Origin of the sequence: Prochlorococcus sp. MIT 1342 (genome assembly GCF_047304495.1) — a bacterium.
GTDB lineage: Bacteria > Cyanobacteriota > Cyanobacteriia > PCC-6307 > Cyanobiaceae > Prochlorococcus > Prochlorococcus marinus_D.
In genome coordinates, this window is sequence record NZ_CP138957.1 from 503,758 (window position 1) to 519,590 (window position 15,833).

The window sequence follows — 15,833 nt, forward strand, 5'->3', positions numbered from 1 at the left end:
CTCTCTTGCCCAGACTCTTAATTCAGCTGGAATCGGCGATGGGAGAAACCCGTGTTGCGGCTTCGCCGGACACGGTGAAAAAGTTTCTTTCTCTGGGCAGCAAGGTTGCCATTGAGCGGGGTGCCGGCCTTGCCGCAGGTTTTGTTGATGGTGATTTCAACACCATTGGTGCGGAGCTGGTTGCTCCGGGAGATTCACAGGCCTGGAGCGAGGCCGATGTCGTCCTATGCGTTCAATCTCCCTCTGCTAGTGCTTTGGCAAGGATGCGATCTGGGGCCCTTGTTGTTGGTTTGTTGGCGCCCTATTCCAACAGTTCTTTAGCAGCGTCTCTGAAGACAGCAAAGCTCTCAGCGATGGCCCTAGAGCTGCTGCCGAGAATTAGTCGGGCACAGTCTGCGGATGCTCTTTCCTCTCAGGCCAATATTGCTGGCTACAAGGCGGTGCTGTTGGCTGCAGCTGCCCTTGATCGTTACTTCCCGATGTTGATGACGGCAGCTGGCACAGTGCAGCCAGCACGGGTCGTGGTATTGGGTGCTGGTGTGGCTGGATTGCAGGCAGTTGCTACGGCAAAGCGGCTGGGTGCGGTGGTCTACGTCAGTGATGTTCGCTCTGCCGTGAAGGAGCAGGTGGAGTCACTTGGAGCACGCTTTATCGATCCCCCTGAGATTGAGCAGAGGCCAGATGAGTCTGGTGGCTATGCCAAGCAGGCTTCTGAGGCTTTCCTGGCGGCTCAGCGTGAGCAGCTCTCCAATCAGTTAGCGGAGGCCGATGTGGTGATCTGTACTGCTCAGGTGCCTGGAAGAAAAGCTCCCAGATTGATCAGTGATCTCATGCTCGATCGCATGCGCCCAGGAGCTGTGGTGGTCGATCTTGCCGTTGAACAGGGTGGAAATTGTGCGAATACGCTTCCTGGTGAAACAGTCGATCGCAACGGCGTGAAGTTGATCGGTGCCTCCGATCTCCCTTGCAGTGTGCCCAATCACGCTAGTGCTCTTTACTCCCGCAATTTGGTGGCTCTGTTGGAGCCCGTTTTGAAGGACGGCCAGCTCAGTCTCAACATTGAGGATGAGTTAATTGCCGGATGCCTGATCAGTCACAACGGTGAGATTCGCAATAACAATGTGTTCAACATGGGAGGGTCCAACTGATGTCGTTCTTGAGTGAGGCCCTTTGGGTGCTGCTGCTTGGCAGCTTGCTTGGCCTTGAACTGATCGGCAAGGTGCCCCCCACTTTGCATACGCCTTTGATGAGTGGTGCCAATGCGATCTCGGGGATCACGATGTTGGCCGCTCTCACCCTGATCATCAAGGCCGGTAACAACATCCCTCTGCTGGCGATGGGTGCTGTTGCTCTTGGTTTCGCCTTGTTCAACGTGATTGGCGGATTTCTCGTTACTGATCGGATGCTGGCCATGTTCAGCCGCAAGTCCGCTCGCCGTAAGGACAACCACTGATGAATATTGCTGAGATCCTCAAGTTCGCGATTGATCTGGTCGCGGTTTTACTCCTTGCCCTTGGGATCAAGGGCCTTTCGAAGGTGCGCTCTGCTCGTGAGGCCAATCTCCTTGCAGCTTTTGCCATGGCGCTTGCCGTGGTGGGCTTGATCGTGAACTATCTCGGCACCAGCGGTATCGCTGCTGAAGCCTGGATTTGGATCATCTTCGGCACGGTGGTCGGTGGATGTCTCGGTGCGATCACAGCCCAGCGTGTGCCGATGACCTCCATGCCGGAGACCGTTGCTCTGTTTAACGGCTGCGGAGGCATGTCGTCGTTGTTGGTGGCTCTCGGCGTTGCAATCTTCCCGACAGCCGCTGGTGCTGGCGAAGCAGGCAGCGCAGTGGTTGAAGACATCTCGATTGTGGTGTCTGTTTTTGTTGGCTCGATCACCTTTTCAGGATCCATCGTGGCGATGGCAAAGCTGCAGGGCTGGCTGTCAACACCCCCTTGGATGCAGAGCAGGGTTCGGCATGCCGTGAACATTGCGCTTGCTGTGATGTCTTTAGTGGCTGCCATCGAACTTGGCCGCCGTGGCGACAACGTCAGTGCGCTTTGGTTGCTGGTGATCGGGTCTGGTTTGTTGGGAATCGGCGTAACGCTACCGATTGGCGGCGCTGATATGCCAGTGGTGATCTCACTTTTGAACAGTTATTCGGGTGTTGCGGCGGCGGCGGCAGGTTTCGTTGTTGGTAGTCAGTTGCTGATTGTGGCTGGCGCCATGGTTGGAGCTGCTGGTCTGATCCTTACTCAGGTGATGTGCAACGGCATGAATCGCTCGTTGGTATCCGTGTTGTTTGGTGGAGCGTTAGGAGCAAGCGCTGCTTCTGGCGGCGGTGGCGAATATAAAAACATCACCAGTTGCAGCGCTGAAGAGTGTGCGCTCACCCTTGAGGCAGCAGAGCGGGTTGTCATCGTTCCCGGTTACGGCCTGGCTGTAGCACAGGCCCAGCACACGCTTAGGGAAGTCACCCGTGCTTTGGAGGCAGCTGGAATTGAGGTCACCTATGCCATCCATCCGGTTGCTGGTCGGATGCCTGGTCATATGAACGTTCTCTTGGCTGAGGCTGATGTTCCTTATGAGCAGCTCAAGGAGATGGATGTGATTAATCCTGAGTTCCCAGCCACTGACGTGGTGCTGGTGCTAGGGGCGAACGATGTTGTGAATCCTCAGGCCAAGACCGATACAAGTTCACCTCTTTATGGCATGCCTGTGCTTGATGTGCAGGAAGCTCGCACGGTGTTCGTGGTGAAGCGGGGCATGAGTGCGGGCTACTCAGGGATTAAGAATGATCTGTTTGAACTTGCCAACACTTCCATGGTGTTTGGTGATGCCAAGAAAGTTTTGGGTGATCTTTTGGTTGAACTAAAGGAGCTTGGTGTTGGCAAGAAGGGGTGAACCCCATCCCGAGCTGCTGAAGCAGCTCGGGATGCCTTCTTTTAGACAGAGATTGCCTTGGCTTGGCGGTGATTTGCAGACCCTCAGGGACACCCTGAGACCGATGCGCTTGCCGAGTGATCGAGGCGAAGCGATTGAAATTGCAGTACCTGCCTTGCCGAGCGGTATGGCGGGTTCGGGTCATTTATTGGCTTTGTTTGATCGCCCTCAAAGCACCCGCCAGGCGCGTGGCTTGGTTTTGCTGCTGCATGGATTGGGGGGCTCTAGTCGACGTGAAGGTCTACGACGCATGGCCTGCGCTCTTCAGACGGCTGGTTTCGCTGTGCTGCGTTTGAATTTGCGTGGTGCAGACCCTGGCCGGCATCTCTCAGCAGGGACCTATGCCGCTGACTGCAACAGCGATCTTGGCCCGGTGTTGTTACGGGCCAGGCAGCTCTGTGATCAGCTGGGGCGCGAGGGTGTTGCTTCGAGAGGGGCAGTCCCTCTGCTTGGGGCCGGTATTTCCCTTGGGGGCACGATGCTTCTCAATGCCTGTCTTGAGCCAAGCCACGCGCGCGCGCCTGGCCAAGCGGTTTTGGATGGATTGGTTTGTACCAGTAGTCCCCTTGATTTAGCGGCTTGCAGTGCCTCAATCGAGCGTCCTCGCAATAGGGTTTATCAGCGTTGGTTGCTGCAGCGATTGATTCGTCAAACCTTGGCGGATCCCTTCGGCGTGACTGTGCAGGAAAGGGAAGTTCTCAATGGGGAGAACGGTAAGAGCCCGCCAGCAACGATTCGAGAGTTTGATGCTGCCATCACAGCACCGCGCTGGGGTTATGGCGATGTTGATGCTTACTACGCTGGCGCCTCACCGTTGATCGCCTTGCTTGAGAACCCCAGCCGCCTGCCGCCAACACTGCTCCTCCAAGCGCTAGATGATCCCTGGGTGCCAGCAGAAGCCGCTCAACAGTTGGCAGAGAACATGTCTCCATCCAGTGAGCAGCGAATCGAAGTGTTGTTGACAGCTCACGGTGGCCACAATGGTTTCCATGCCATCGGAGGCTGCTGGGGGGATCAGGTGGTGGCCCGTTGGCTGTCAAAGTTTGGAGCTTGACTAAAAACCCAGTAAAAACTCAGGGATGTCTCTGCTGCTGAGGGGTCCGGCGGATGATCCAGGCTTCAATTGGTTGGCCGCCAAGCACATGCTCTTTCACGATTGATTCGATTCGTTCTGGTGTCACTCCGCCATACCAGATCCCGTCTGGCCAGATCAGCAGGATTGGTCCGTCGTTGCAGATGCGAAGACAGTCAACCTTGCTACGCAGAACCACACCTTCTGGACGATCGATGTTTTCGAGGTCATGATGTTTGATTTGTTTTTTGAGGTTGGCCCAGCTGGCGTTGCCGACATCTGCACTGCAACAGGCCGCCTTGGTGGCTGTGGCGCAAAGAAGTAGGTGATGACTCACCTTGAAATTCATGCTGTCAAGGCTGGCAGTGGTAGGCGACGGGTGCCCCGTTTCACCTGCTCTTGTACTGCCTTGCGTGCCCATGCATCGACGGCAAGCACGTCATCAAGCTGGGGTTGTGTCTGCAGGTCGGGCTTGTGGCGTTCACAGGCAGCCTCGATCACTTCCGGGATGTCAAGAAAATGGATGCGCTCCTCAAGGAACTGTGCCACTGCTTCTTCATTGGCAGCATTAAGGACGGCTGGCATGGTTCCGCCGGCAAGTCCTGCGGCGTAGGCAAGTTTCATGCAGGGGTATTTTTTGGTATCAGGGGCGCGGAAGGTGAGTTCGCCTACTTCGGCGAGATTCAGTCGCCGCCAAGGAGTTTCGAGCCGCTCCGGCCAGCTCAGGCAGTAGAGGATAGGTAGTTTCATGTCTGGCCAGCCGAGCTGCGCCAGCACGGAGGAATCAGCCAGCTCGATCATCGAGTGGATGATGCTTTGAGGGTGGATCACGATCTCGATTTGGTCGTAATCGATGCCAAAGAGGTAATGGGCTTCGATGACCTCTAGCCCTTTATTCATCAAGGTGGCTGAATCTACGGTGATTTTGCGTCCCATGCTCCAGTTGGGGTGGCTGGTTGCATCGGCAATGGTGGCTTTCTCAAGGTCTTTTGCTGACCAGTCGCGGAAGGCACCTCCAGATGCTGTGAGCTGGATGTGGCGCAGTCCAGGGGTAGGAACTCCTGTGGAAAGACGGGCGTTTTCCGCCCAGGGTGTTCCTTGCAGACACTGGAAAATGGCCGAGTGTTCGGAATCTGCTGGAAGCAGCCTGCTGCCGCTGCGTTTTAATTCCGGCAGCACGACAGGTGCTGCAGCGATCAGGGTTTCTTTGTTGGCGAGGGCAAGATCCTTGCCGGCTTTGATTGCTGCCAGTGTTGGCAGTAGCCCAGCACAGCCGACGATGCCGCTTACCACGAGATCAGCGCTATCCCATGAGGCGGCCACATTGAGCCCTTCTGGGCCCGCTAACAACTGAGGTAAGCGAGGTGGTTGTTGCTCGCTAGGCAGTGCGTTGAGTTGCTGCTTCAGCTCTGGCAGTAGCGACGCGTCGGCCAGCGCTACAACCTCGGGATGATGTCGTTGGATCTGCTCCACGACAAGAGAGACGTTTGTGCCGGCCGTGAGTGCAACCACCCGGAAGCGCTCAGGGAATTCTTCGGCAATCTCGAGGGTTTGAGTACCGATCGAACCTGTGGAGCCCAGCACGCTGATGGCTTTCACACTGTTCTGGCAGTTGAAGCCAGTCTCCCACTAGATGGCCAGACACTGGCAAGCTTGTCTTAACAAGGAGCTCCAGTCATGGCAGTTCGGGAACATTGGCGATCGGGCTTGGGCTTTGTGCTTGCCGCTGCAGGCAGTGCAGTGGGGCTTGGCAATCTCTGGGGCTTCGCCTATCGATCCTCTCAGGGGGGTGGGGCGGCTTTTCTGCTCCTCTATGTCGTGATTGTGTTGGTGGTTTGCCTGCCGGTGTTGATTGCCGAGATGGTGCTTGGCCGCAGTACGGGCAAAAGTCCTCTGCTAGCACCGGTTGCAGCAGCTGGGGCCCGCTGGCAACCGATGGGCTGGCTGTTTGTGATTGCCCCTTGCGGAATTTTGGCTTTTTATGCCGTGTTGATGGGTTGGACCGGTCACACCCTGTTTCATGCCCTGTTGGTGGGTTTGCCCGCTGACATGACGGAGGCGGAGAGCTTCTTCGGCGTCGTGAGCAAGGGCAGCAACGCCCTATGGGGTCAGATGGTCAGCTTGGTGCTTACTGCTTTGGTTGTGGCAGCCGGTGTTCGTGGTGGTATTGAGCGCCTCTCTCGCTGGGGGCTGCCTTTGCTTTTTTTGTTGCTGATTGCACTGGCGTGTTGGGCGTCCACTCTCGAGGGAGCCTTGCAGGGCTATCACACCTTCCTGTTCCGCTGGGACGCTGATCAGTTGTTCAATACCACGACGGTGCGCAACGCCTTTAACCAAGCCTTCTTTTCAATTGGCACTGGTATTGGCTGCATCCTTGCCTATGCAGCCTATTTGGATCGCCGCAATCACCTGCCTCGCGAAGCGGTAGCAGTGGTGAGCATGGATACAGCCGTGGGTTTGTTGGCAGGGATGATCACCTTCCCAGTGGTGATGACGTTTGCTCTCAAGGATGTGATCAGCGATTCCACCGTTGGAGCCTTATTCATTTCTATCCCTACGGGGTTGGCTTCTCTCGGAGACACTGGTCGTGTTGTGGCTGTGCTTTTTTTCGCGCTTGCTTACATCGCTGCGATCACCTCTGCGGTGTCTTTGCTTGAGGTGCCAGTGGCTTGCCTGATCGATCGCTTTGGTTGCAGCCGTATTCGGGCGGTATGGCTTTCTGTAGCAGTGATTTTTGTGCTCGGTCTGCCGGCGGCTACATCAACGGATGTTCTCGGCTGGATGGATTCTTTGCTGAATCTATTGTTAATTCTTGGCGGATTACTGCTGGCTCTTTTGTTGGGTTGGGTGGTGCCCCGTCGCTTCAAGGAGGATCTCGCTGGTTGTGAGACACCATTTGGGTTAAGTCGCTTGTTGCTGTTCATGCTGCGTTGGGTGTCACCACCTGTTGTGGCTTTTGGTTTGATCGTGAGCGTCGTGGATCTGCTGCAGACATGGACTGGGACCTGATCAAGCGTTCACGGTTGGGGCTCATGGACTTAGTTCTCTAAAGCAGAGGTGGCATTGTCGATTTGGCTGAAGCGTTTGTATCCCTAGAGCTGGCGAAGTCGAAGTCGCTCATCGAGGCGCTGATGGTTGAAAACTAGAACGTTCCGCGGATGATGATCAGCTGCTGATCCAGTCTGTGAGGCCTCCTGGTTTATCGATCAGTTCGATCCCTTGGGCGCGCAGCTCGTCGCGGATGCGATCGGCTTTGGCGAAATCACGGGCAGCTTTGGCCTCTTTGCGAGCTGCAATGGCGCGTTGGATATGGTTTTCATCAACCCTGTTGTTTCTCTCGGGGGCTGGTTGCGCGGCTTTTTCGGCCTCAAGCCCGAGCACATTGGCCAGCTCCACCAGCAGTTGCCAACGTGGGAGCAAGTTCAGCTGCGCTGTTTCTTGAATTGCCTTTGTGTCACCACGCTCCAAGCGGTTCGCTAGGGCACGCAGGGGGCGGGCAAGATCGAACAGCACGGCGATGGCCCCTGAGCTATTGAGGTCATCGTCCAGTGCATCGATGAAGTGTTGACGTATTTCGTTGCATTGCTCCTGATTGGAGGAATGGGCGGGTTGAATGACTCCTTGTGGCAGGGGTTTGCATTCAGGCCAGTTCAGGGTTTCGCCATAGATGTTCCCGAGGCCAAGGGCTGCGTTGAGACCTTTCCATCCGGTGGCGGCAGCGTTGATGGCATCGGCTGTGAAGTCGAGCGGTTTGCGGTAATGGGCCTGCAGGATGAACAGGCGTAGCGTCATTGGGGAGACGCCGCTTTCTAGTAGGGCTCTGATCGTGGTGAAGTTGCCGAGTGACTTGCTCATTTTCTGACCGCCGACATTCACCATGCCGTTGTGTAGCCAATAGCGAGCAAGCTGCTTGCCGGTAGCTGCTTCAGATTGAGCAATCTCGTTTTCGTGATGAGGGAAGATCAGGTCAGCTCCCCCCAGGTGGATGTCGATTGTTTCGCCCAATTCCTCGCGCACCATGGCGGAGCACTCGATATGCCAGCCCGGGCGCCCTGCTCCCCAGGGTGAGGGAAAGCTTGGCTCTCCGCTTTTAGCTCCCTTCCATAGTGCGAAATCAAAGGAGTGTTGCTTGCGCGCCTCTTCGGCATCGGCCACACGACCATCGGCGTTTTGCTGCTGCTCATTGAGATCACGACCACTGAGCTTGCCATAGTCGTGATGTTTCATCACGGCGAAGTAGACATCGCCATCGACGGAGTAGGCAGCCCCACTGGCTTCTAATTCTCCGATCAAGGTGCGTATCCCGTCTAGGCATTGTGTGGCACGGGGCATGCGATCGGGCCGCAGGATGCCTAGGGCATCCATGTCTTGATGGAAGGCTTTGATGTTTTGTGCGCTGATCTGCTCCATGGAGCATTTCTTTTCAGCGGCACGCTTGAGGATTTTGTCGTCGATATCCGTGAAGTTCTGCACGAAGGTGACTGCGTAGCCACGCCAGATCAAATAGCGCCGCAGCACATCCCAGGCGATGTAGCTGCGGGCATGACCGAGATGGCAGAGGTCGTAGACCGTGACGCCGCAGCAGTAAATGCTGACGTGCCCGTCCTTGAGCGGAGTGAAGGGTTCCGTGCGGCGGGTGAGGGTGTTTGTGAGCCGCAGTGACACTGGTAGGGCTGGAGTTTGTTTTGAGGCTAGGGCCATACGTTCTCCACTTGCCCTGATATCGCTTCGATTCAATTGCTGCTAACGCTTTTTTTAGCTCGAGTGGCTCGCTGTGAGGCTCAAGGAGCATGCTCATGCTGCTGATAATAAATACTTTTCTTGGTTTAATCGCAGCTGAATTGACTCCTGGCTAAGAGTTCAAAGTGTTTCTATTGTTTTGATTGAGAGAGCAAAATCAGCTTGCTTTGGATTTTTTGCTGAAGCTATTAATTATAAGTGTGAATCCGCCATTCATTTTGCATGAACTCTATGGCTAATTACAGTTGAAAGCCCTTTGGCGGCAAGTAAATCGACAAAGTTAAAGAAAGTCTAAAAATAGTCTTGCTGATTTTGGTTAATTCTTTATTGACACGATTGCTGTAGGTGGCTAAAAACGGAAATAGATAATTTTTTTTCGAATGAGAGACACAGCTGCTTTCCGTCTGCATTTAGCGCAAATAAGGCAGGCAGCTGAAGACTGGAGACGTACTGCTGCCCACGGAGGAGACCACGGATCACCAGGTCCAGCTCCAGGTCCAGCTCCATCTCCAAATCCAGACCCATCTCCATCTCCAAATCCAGATCCATCTCCATCTCCAAATCCAAATCCAGGTCCATCTCCAGATCCAGGTCCATCTCCAACTCCTGGGACACCCAATCCAACTCCTGGGACACCCAATCCAACTCCTGGGACACCCAATCCAACTCCAAATCCTGGGACACCCAATCCAACTCCAAATCCTGGGACACCCAATCCAACTCCAAATCCTGGGACACCTAATCCAACTCCAAATCCTGGAGCCCCCATTTCGAGGACAACAGGAGATGCATCAAAAGCAGGGGCTGTTGGCGGCGTAGCTGCAGCGCAAGTTGGTGGTGCCCAAATGGGGAATTTTGGTGCTGATGTGGTTAAGGGATTCGATGCCAACCAGGCTGCGGCGTTTACCCCTGACGCAGTTGGTGGATTGAAGGCTGATCAGATGAAGGACATGGCCCCGACGGCCTTTGGTGGATTCGATGCCAACCAGGCTGCGGCGTTTACCCCTGATGCAGTTGGTGGATTCAAGGCTGATCAGATGGCTCAGATGGATCCAGGAGCATTTGCTGGATTCAAGCCAGATCAGATGGCTCAGATGGATCCAGGAGCATTTGCTGGATTCAAGTCAGATCAGATGGCTCAGATGGATCCAGGAGCATTTGCTGGATTCAAGCCAGAGCAGATGAAGGAGATGGATCCAGGAGCATTTGCTGGATTCAAGCCAGAGCAGATGAAGGAGATGGATCCAGGAGCATTTGCTGGATTCAAGCCAGAGCAGATGAAGGAGATGGATCCAGGAGCATTTGCTGGATTCAAGCCAGAGCAGATGATTCAGATGGATCCAGGGGCCTTTGCTGGATTCAAGCCAGAGCAGATGAAGGAGATGCTTCCAGCAGCCTTTGCTGGATTCAAGCCAGAGCAGATGATGATGATGGCTCCTGACGCGTGCGCTGGATTCAAGCCAGAGCAGATGAAGGAGATGCTTCCAGCAGCCTTTGCTGGATTCAAGCCAGCTCAGATGGCGAAGATGGCTCCTGAAGTATTTGCTGCTTTTGATGCAGATCAGATGAAAGAGATGGCTCCACTGGCTTTTGCTGGAATTGATAAGGATCAGATGAAAGAGATGGCAAAGGAAGCATTTGCCGGATTTAAGCCGGAAGGGCTAGCTGCAATCGATCCAAAAGTGATTGCTGCCTTCACTGAAGATCAGTTCAAGGAACTAGCTGCTGATGCTTTCGCAGGTTTTATTGGCGATCAAGTTGAGCAGTTAGATCCAGAGCTAATTGCTGAGATAGGTGTGGAAGAGTTCGAAGAAATGACAGGGGAGGGAGTTGAGGGATTTAAATATAAAACCCTTGATCTATTGGGAGAAGAGGTGTTTGAAAATATCGACGCTGACCAGCTCGGTGGATTAAAGGTAAATGCTCTTAAGGGTTTAGATGATGATAAGATTGAGCTCATTAAAAATAGTGAAGAAGCTGCCAAAGGCCTGAGGGGTGATCAAATTAAGTCGGTGTTTGGCGCTGATTTCATTAACGACTTAAGTGAAGATGCATTGGATGCACTTGGAGAAGGGGAGGATGCATTTAGAGGCATCGGGAAAGTACTTGACAAACTTGATGATTCAATTATTGAAGGCATCACTGCTGAGAATATGAGTGGCTTGAAGAAGGGGCAACTTAGAAAGATGGATGTAGAGACTGTTGCTTTATTATCTAAAGATGCGGTCTCAGGGATTGGTGAGGATCAAGCAAGAGGTTTAACGATGGACTTCATCGATGCTATCGGAGATAAAGTTGAGAATCTTTCTGGTGATGTATTCAAGGATCTGAACGATAATCTTGTTGAGGCTTTAGATGCTGATTTCGCAGGACGTCTTGATGTTGACCAATTGACTGGCTTAGGTGAAGCTGACAATCTTGAAAACCTAGACGACGGTTTTATTGAAGCGATTGATGCGGATCAAGCAGAAGGTGTGACTGCAGCATTCATGGAAGGTATTGGAGATAAGTTGGAATCACTCTCAGATGGAGTAATAAAAGGTCTGGAAACCGATACGGTTCGGGCGTTAAATTCTGTTACCATAGGTAACATGACTAATAATCAATTAAATACTTTGGCTAATTCTGGTCTAGCGGAATTCGTTAGTGACGATGCTAAGGCAGGCCTTTCAGATCCTGTTCTGAAAACTTTAGGTATTAATCTTACTACTAGTTTTAATGTTTCCCAAATGTAATCTAAATTCCAAGTACAGCTAAAACTACAGGTACAGCCACAACTGCAACTGTTGCTGTTGTGGCTAATCCAGCAATTGATGCAGTAACAACACCTAATTATTTAAATCTACTGATTAGATCTCTTGAAAGGCTCGCTAATCGGGCCTTTTTTATTGCTTAGATTTAGCCTTTGATCCTTGCTGAAAATGGATGTTGGCTCATTGAGATTGGAAGATGAGTAGGGTTACATCACCAACTCAGGAAAGAAAGCGATAGCAATAGCAACCTTGACGTACGGTCGATTGCGTGAATGTGTTGCCTTTGTGGTGTTCGGCGCAGTCTGATTCTTAGCTCGCGTTGGCATAAGGCAGCCTTAGTTCTTCGCGCCATTGCACAAGTGGCCGCTCCCAGCCTTCTTCAAGTTTGTGAGCAATAACTAAATCAGCATCCAGTCCCATCTGGAAGCCTTGGCTTAGAGCCTGAAGCAGCGGGCCAAGCGGCTCATCGTCTTGCAGTGCGTTGAGCATGCCGCCAAAGATCAACATCACGGCCAGGGGTGAATGGTTCTGAGCAAGGTTGAACCCTTGCAGGCCAAGCTCACTGACCCCATCGATACCGAAGCCTGTTAGCACGTGAACGATGTCGTGCGTTTCCTTGAGGCGATGCACGATGAACTCCTTGGGGGAAGTCACAGGTGTTGGATCAATCAGCGCATTTGGATCGATGCCTTGGCTGAGGAGTTGATCGGCGTAGCTGCGGCCAAGGCTTCCTTTCGGAAGCTTCTGCAGATCGTTGAGGTCTATCGGTTTTGGCCGCCAACCCTCGTCAACGATGGCCTTAAAGCGTACATTCGCCATCAGGTGGCGTTCCATCTTCTCGGCCAGGGGGCTGTCTTGAAGACTGCCTGCAACTGCAAACACGCTGTCCAGGCCAGGATCTTTTAAAAAGTTGGCCAGACCGGCTACAAGCTTTAGGTTTTGCAGTCGTTTGCGCAGGTTGAGATTCATCAGCAGGATTGCCTTGTGGAGGGTTTTATTGAATCAGGGAATATGGCTAGTTCTTTTCAGGCATATTGGATGAGGATTATGGAAGAGTTGATTCTAACAAATCTATTCTTCGTTCAATTTAAGAATATCTAGTCAACTCTAAAACTATTGCTGGGCTGCCTTTTTGGCTTGTAGTACCCAAGACTTTCTCTCTCAGGCTTGCGATTTTATTGTTTGGATGAACCATCAATTTAGATCCACAGATTTAGTAGATCCACAGATTTAGATCTATTGCAAGGCTCGCTTAGCGGGCCTTTTTATTGCTTAAACGCATGCTCTGAATTGATACAAACAAGTGTTTGCTTGGCCTTGTTGATGGAGGTCAACTGCCGTCTAGTTTTTTGTCTGTTGAGGTTTTTATTTCGCGTCCATCCAGTTATCTCCAATGCCTGTTTCCACCACGAGTGGCACGCTCAGCTCAACAGCCTTTTCCATCGTTTGCATCACCAACTGCTGAACATCTTCAAGTGCGGTGGGGTCTACTTCTAACACCAGTTCGTCGTGCACCTGCAGCAGCAGGCGTGCCGGTAGATCTGCTGCCGTTAGCTGTTGTTGCAACTGCACCATCGCCACTTTGATGATGTCGGCACTGGAACCCTGGATTGGTGCATTGGCTGCCGCCCTGAGCTGTTGGGCTTCCATGCCACCGCGGCGGGCTACGTCGAGATCAATGTCCATTGGATCTTTGCCCAGCAATCGGCCTAATCCGTTGCGATCGAAATGGAAGGGCCGCCGCCGCCCTAACAGGGTTTCTACATAGCCTTTGCTGAGTGCAAGCCGCTCTTGCAGTTCGAGGAAGGTAAACACTTTCGCGTAGCGCTGTTTGTAACGGCTAAGGAAGTCTTTGGCCTCCGCTTGGCTAAGGCCGGTTGAACGTGAAAAGCGTTGGGCGCCCATGCCATAGATCACGCCGAAGTTGATGGTTTTGCCGAGTCGACGTTCATCAGAGCTGACTTCAGCTTTGTCCAGCAGCAGCCTTGCGGTGAGAGCGTGCACGTCATCGCCATTGCGGAAGGCTTCTTGCAAAACCTCCTCTCCAGAGAGGTGGGTGAGGATGCGCAACTCAATCTGTGAGTAGTCAGCACTGAGCAGCTGCCAGCCCTGCTGAGGCAGGAAGGCTTTGCGGATACGCCGGCTGAATTCTGTGCGGATTGGGATGTTTTGCAGGTTGGGGTTGCTACTGCTCAGCCGGCCTGTTGCGGTAACGGCTTGGTTGAAGTCGGTGTGAACCCTGCCGGTCTCTGATTCAACTAGCTGCGGCAGGGCATCCACGTAGGTGCTGCGTAATTTGCTCAGGATCCTGTGCTCCAGCACCAACGGCACCACGGGATGATCAGCTTCGAGTTTTTCCAGCACGTTGGCATCGGTGCTCCAGCCCGTTTTGGTGCGCCTGGATTTTTTGCGATTGAGCCGAAGTGTTTCGAATAGCAGTTCTCCCAATTGCTTGGGGGAGGCCAGATTGAAGTTCACCCCTGCAGCCTCTTGGGCTTGTTGCTCAAGTTTCTCGAGGGTGTTGCCAAGTTCAACCGAGAGTTCCTTTAAATAAGGGAGGTCGATGCGGATACCGGTGGCTTCCATCAGCGCCAAAACCGGTTCTAGGGGTTGCTCAACTTGCTCCAGTAGGGGAAGCAGCTTGGTTCCCATGTTCTCAAGTTGCGCTCTCAGTCGGATGGCAAGTCGTCGGGTGAGATGCACGTCCATGCCGCAGTAGAGGCTGGCCGTTGGGATTGCGACATCAGCAAAGGTTTGGCCCTTGCCAACCAGCTCGCTGAAGCCGGTTGGCGTGATCTTGAATTCACGTTCTGCCATCACTTCCAGGCCGTGTTTGGCGGCGGCATCACGGAGGTAGTCGGCCAGCAACGTGTCCATCACGACCCCCTCGAGGGCGAGTCCATGGCGCAAAAGGATGAGCCTGTCGTATTTGGCGTTCTGCAGTGCTTTGGGGTGGTCGTTACTCGCCAACCAAGGAGCTATCGCTTTGAGCACAGCCTCTAGGGGGAGTTGGCATGCAGCGTCTGCATCCAGTAGTGCGGCAGGCGGATGGTGCCCGATCGGGATGTAGGCCAGGTCTTGCAGCCCCTCACCCCAACAGACGCCTAAGCCCACCAGTTCGGCGCAAAAGGGGTTGAGGGCGGTTGTTTCTGTGTCGATTGCCACTGGTTTGAGGCGATCTCGACTGCCCATCAGCCGTTTGACAAGCTCTTGCAGCTCTTCTGGATTGGTAATCAGTTGTGGTTGTAGCTCCGGTTGTTCGTTGTCGTTTGAAGCCTTTGTTTCTGTTGAAGATTCAGGTTCTGCTGCGCTTGTTGTCGATTTGGATGGTTCAAGTTCGTGGCGATTGGCTTTGAATCCCCCGCTGGAGAAGGTGGCCACGAAACTTGGTACTTGGCGCACCAGGCTGTTGAGTTCCAGGGCGCTCAGGCGGTCAGCGAGTCCATCGTTGTCAACGCTGCCTAGCTCTAGGCGTGGCGCTTTTGGTAGGGGGATATCGACCAGGATCTCTGCGAGATGGAGCGACAGATAGGCGTTATCACGATCGTTGCTGAGCTTGCTTTTGAGTGCTCCTTTAATGGCACCGCGGCTGGCTTTCTCGCCTTCTGCTTCCACTTCAGCCAGCGCGTTGTAGATGCCATCGAGATCGCCATTCTCCTTAAGAAGGGTGATGGCTGTTTTAGGACCCACACCTTTGACCCCGGGGATGTTGTCAGAGCTGTCGCCAGTGAGGGCCTTGAGCTCAACCACCTTGCTTGGGACGACTCCAAGTTTGCTGAGCACCCCAGCTTCATCGATCAGGCTGGGACCACTGCTTTTGGCGTACGGTCCACCACCCATATAGAGCACGGCAATGTCGCGCTGATCATCAACCAGCTGAAAGAGGTCACGGTCGCCGGAGAGGATGCGTACACCCCAACCATCTCTGCTCGCTTGGTTGGCGAGGGTGCCGAGCACATCATCGGCTTCATATCCAGGGGCAAGGCAAAGGGGAAGTTGCAGGTTGTTTTCAAGGATCTCTTGCAGTTGTTTGAGGTCCTGGAAAAAAATGTCTGGCGCAACATCACGATTGGCTTTGTAGTTGACGTCTGCTTGATGGCGGAAGGTTGGCTCAGCTGTATCAAAGGCGATCACAATCCCTTGCGGGCTAAGACCCTTGCAGTTGTCCAGCAGGGCTTTTAGGAAGCCATAGGTAACGCTGGTAGGGGTACCGTCTTTTGTGGCCAATCCCCCTTCGCCACCTTTGCTGAAGGCATAAAAGCTGCGGAAGGCCAGCGAATGGCCATCCACCAGCAGCAACAGTGGCTTGTTAGCAGCCTCAGGCATGGGGCGGTTTG

The 15,833-nt window shown here is 53.5% G+C and carries 12 protein-coding genes; 6 read left to right on the forward strand and 6 right to left on the reverse strand.

Translation table 11 applies throughout. The features are described 5' to 3' along the window. Nucleotides 1-5 precede the first annotated feature (5 nt). The 4 genes from SIB79_RS02665 to SIB79_RS02680 are packed head-to-tail and all read left to right on the forward strand — an operon-like array spanning nt 6 to nt 3,985. Nucleotides 6-1,148 (forward strand): Re/Si-specific NAD(P)(+) transhydrogenase subunit alpha, encoded by a 1,143-nt coding sequence (locus SIB79_RS02665; RefSeq protein ID WP_196757620.1) that lies wholly within the window; start codon nt 6-8, stop codon nt 1,146-1,148. Beyond that, the gene (locus SIB79_RS02670) at nt 1,148-1,453 is read left to right on the forward strand and encodes an NAD(P) transhydrogenase subunit alpha (protein WP_011130536.1); all 306 of its coding nucleotides are present in this window, start codon (nt 1,148-1,150) and stop codon (nt 1,451-1,453) included. Before SIB79_RS02665 ends, SIB79_RS02670 begins: the two co-directional genes overlap by 1 nt. Continuing rightward, nucleotides 1,453-2,892 carry an NAD(P)(+) transhydrogenase (Re/Si-specific) subunit beta gene (locus SIB79_RS02675; protein WP_063403771.1) on the forward strand — a complete coding sequence of 480 codons (1,440 nt, stop codon included), beginning with the start codon at nt 1,453-1,455 and terminating at the stop codon, nt 2,890-2,892. Before SIB79_RS02670 ends, SIB79_RS02675 begins: the two co-directional genes overlap by 1 nt. Continuing rightward, on the forward strand, nt 2,873-3,985 hold the full coding sequence (locus SIB79_RS02680; RefSeq protein ID WP_081215663.1) for an alpha/beta fold hydrolase: 1,113 nt from the start codon (nt 2,873-2,875) through the stop codon (nt 3,983-3,985). Before SIB79_RS02675 ends, SIB79_RS02680 begins: the two co-directional genes overlap by 20 nt. A gap of 19 nt (nt 3,986-4,004) precedes the next feature. On the opposite strand, the gene SIB79_RS02685 is transcribed toward SIB79_RS02680, so the two are convergent. Together SIB79_RS02685 and SIB79_RS02690 are read right to left on the reverse strand one after the other, a co-directional pair. Continuing rightward, entirely contained in the window at nt 4,005-4,352 is a 348-nt protein-coding gene (locus tag SIB79_RS02685) for a (2Fe-2S) ferredoxin domain-containing protein (protein WP_063403772.1), read from the reverse strand. Beyond that, complete coding sequence (locus SIB79_RS02690) at nt 4,349-5,602, reverse strand: 1-deoxy-D-xylulose-5-phosphate reductoisomerase (RefSeq protein ID WP_063403773.1); 1,254 nt, start codon at nt 5,600-5,602, stop codon at nt 4,349-4,351. The genes SIB79_RS02685 and SIB79_RS02690 overlap by 4 nt, the downstream gene beginning before the upstream one ends. Nucleotides 5,603-5,680: 78 nt before the next feature. Between SIB79_RS02690 and SIB79_RS02695 the strand changes: the two genes are divergently transcribed. Beyond that, nucleotides 5,681-7,012: a sodium-dependent transporter gene (locus tag SIB79_RS02695; protein ID WP_063403774.1), complete on the forward strand. Its 1,332-nt coding sequence runs from the start codon at nt 5,681-5,683 to the stop codon at nt 7,010-7,012. A gap of 156 nt (nt 7,013-7,168) precedes the next feature. Here the strand turns inward: SIB79_RS02695 and cysS are convergent, their stop codons facing one another. Both cysS and SIB79_RS02705 read right to left on the reverse strand, forming a co-directional pair. Continuing rightward, nucleotides 7,169-8,704 carry a cysteine--tRNA ligase gene (cysS, locus tag SIB79_RS02700; RefSeq protein WP_063403775.1) on the reverse strand — a complete coding sequence of 512 codons (1,536 nt, stop codon included), beginning with the start codon at nt 8,702-8,704 and terminating at the stop codon, nt 7,169-7,171. A 363-nt stretch (nt 8,705-9,067) separates the two neighbouring features. Then, nucleotides 9,068-9,481: a hypothetical protein gene (locus tag SIB79_RS02705; RefSeq protein WP_063403776.1), complete on the reverse strand. Its 414-nt coding sequence runs from the start codon at nt 9,479-9,481 to the stop codon at nt 9,068-9,070. 299 nt (nt 9,482-9,780) lie between these two features. On the opposite strand from SIB79_RS02705, the gene SIB79_RS02710 reads away from it, so the two are divergent. Continuing rightward, nucleotides 9,781-11,478 (forward strand): hypothetical protein, encoded by a 1,698-nt coding sequence (locus SIB79_RS02710; RefSeq protein WP_413681131.1) that lies wholly within the window; start codon nt 9,781-9,783, stop codon nt 11,476-11,478. Nucleotides 11,479-11,805: 327 nt separating this feature from the next. Here SIB79_RS02710 and SIB79_RS02715 read toward each other — a convergent pair whose 3' ends face one another. Continuing rightward, on the reverse strand, nt 11,806-12,465 hold the full coding sequence (locus SIB79_RS02715; RefSeq protein ID WP_063403778.1) for a Coq4 family protein: 660 nt from the start codon (nt 12,463-12,465) through the stop codon (nt 11,806-11,808). A gap of 396 nt (nt 12,466-12,861) precedes the next feature. Beyond that, nucleotides 12,862-15,822: a DNA polymerase I gene (gene polA / locus SIB79_RS02720; protein WP_063403779.1), complete on the reverse strand. Its 2,961-nt coding sequence runs from the start codon at nt 15,820-15,822 to the stop codon at nt 12,862-12,864. Nucleotides 15,823-15,833: the final 11 nt, after the last annotated feature.